The sequence below is a fragment of the Planctomycetota bacterium genome, from assembly GCA_016872555.1.
In the GTDB taxonomy this organism is placed as follows: Bacteria; Planctomycetota; Planctomycetia; order Pirellulales; family UBA1268; genus F1-20-MAGs016.
This window is the reverse complement of sequence record VGZO01000149.1, coordinates 1-1,410: the sequence shown is the minus strand read 5'-3', so window position 1 is coordinate 1,410 and position 1,410 is coordinate 1. Positions and strand designations below refer to the sequence as shown.

Here is a 1,410-nt window from a genome sequence, read left to right as displayed (position 1 = left end):
GGCTCGGCAACCCTGCCGGGCTCGCGATTGGATTGTGACGCTACCCATTTCTGGAAACCGGGAAAATGCCGAAGAACCATTTCAACGACGCCAACAAAATGGCCGGCCCGTCGCTGTGGCCGATCGCCTGCGCTCTGCTCGTCGGCGTGCTGCTGGCGTCGTGGGTGCGGCCTTCGCGCCCGTCGCCGTGGACGCCGGGACCGATTCCCGATCCGCACATTGAGCGGCCGGTGATCGCGGCGATCGTCAGGTTTGCGAAGTCGGTCGGATGGATGCTCGTCTTCGCTGAACCGCCGCCGCCGCCCGCGCCGGCACCCGAGCCAGCGACCGTCGAGGCGGAGCGCGAATGCGAGATCGGACCTGACGGATACCCGGTGTGCCGTCACGAACGGGGGTGGTGAGATGACCGTCCGCGTCGCCGACCTGCTGCTGGTTTTCGCGGTCCTCGTCGGCGGTCTGCTGCTACTGGCGTCGCCAGCAATCCTCATGGCGTGGGCTGCTGCTGAGGACGCCCGCCAACGAGACGAGGCGAAGCGTGCCCCGTCCGTCCTCGTCTCGGACTCGTGGGACGCCGATCGCCCTAGGGCCGCTGCCGCCGTCGCCCTGGCGGAGGCGGTCGTCGCCCCCGCACCACCGTCCCCGACGCCACCGCCCCCGACGCCACCAAAGCCGCCAAGCTGCGCGTGCGGCGGCAAGTGCACCAACGGCGTCTATCGCCCCGACGGGCGGATTCGGATGGAATGCGACAAAGACTGCGGGTGTGGATGCCGGAAGAAGGCAGCGTTGCAAAAGTGCTCGACCTGCCTCGGCACGGGCAACGTGATGGGCAGCGATGGTATCGTGAGGCGTTGCACACAGTGCCGGACGAGGTGACGAATGGCAGTCAACTTTTCGCAGATTCCCGGTGTCGCCAACGTCGTCGCGCGTCGCCTGGACGACCTCGCGGCGAGCGTCGACTTCGATATCGACGTCACGGGCTACACGTGGACCGCTGGCGTGGTCAGCGTCGTGGACGCAGCCAGCGTCGCCACCGCGACCGTGAGCGTGGTATCGGCGACGGCTGGTACAGTGCAGGTCACGTGGCCGACGAACATGGTCAGCGGCACGTACAACTGGTATCTGACGTTCGACGCGCCAGGCGGGACGACACGCAAGGCGATCGAAGGCACGTTTGAGGTGACCTGATGGCCGACATCAACATTACGCTGGGCAGTGGCATTGGACCGCAAGGGCCGGCAGGGCCGAGCGGAACCGGCGTCATCAGCGTGAACACGTTCACGGGCGCGATTACGCTGGTCGGCGCAGGCGGCGCGACCATCAGCGCCGCAACTGGCGTTAGTGGCGCCACGCTCACGATCACCGCAGGCAGCGGCGGCGGCGGCAGCGGGGCCGTCGACAGCGTCAACAGCC

The 1,410-nt window shown here is 67.7% G+C and carries 3 protein-coding genes; all 3 read left to right on the top strand.

Going from position 1 to position 1,410, the window contains the following annotated elements:
* The first annotated feature begins 65 nt into the window (after positions 1-65).
* Entirely contained in the window at positions 66-401 is a 336-nt protein-coding gene (locus tag FJ309_17620) for a hypothetical protein (GenBank protein MBM3956393.1), read from the top strand.
* 475 nt (positions 402-876) lie between these two features.
* Complete coding sequence (locus FJ309_17615) at positions 877-1,185, top strand: hypothetical protein (protein ID MBM3956392.1); 309 nt, start codon at positions 877-879, stop codon at positions 1,183-1,185.
* Positions 1,185-1,410: collagen-like repeat preface domain-containing protein (locus FJ309_17610; protein ID MBM3956391.1), on the top strand; the 226-nt coding region annotated here is incomplete at its 3' end. The genes FJ309_17615 and FJ309_17610, both read left to right, overlap by 1 nt.

Coding starts and splice junctions, on each gene's coding strand:
- FJ309_17620 (MBM3956393.1), top strand. CDS start 66: ATGCCGAAGAACCATTTCAACGACGCCAACAAAATGGCCGGCCCGTCG.
- FJ309_17615 (MBM3956392.1), top strand. CDS start 877: ATGGCAGTCAACTTTTCGCAGATTCCCGGTGTCGCCAACGTCGTCGCG.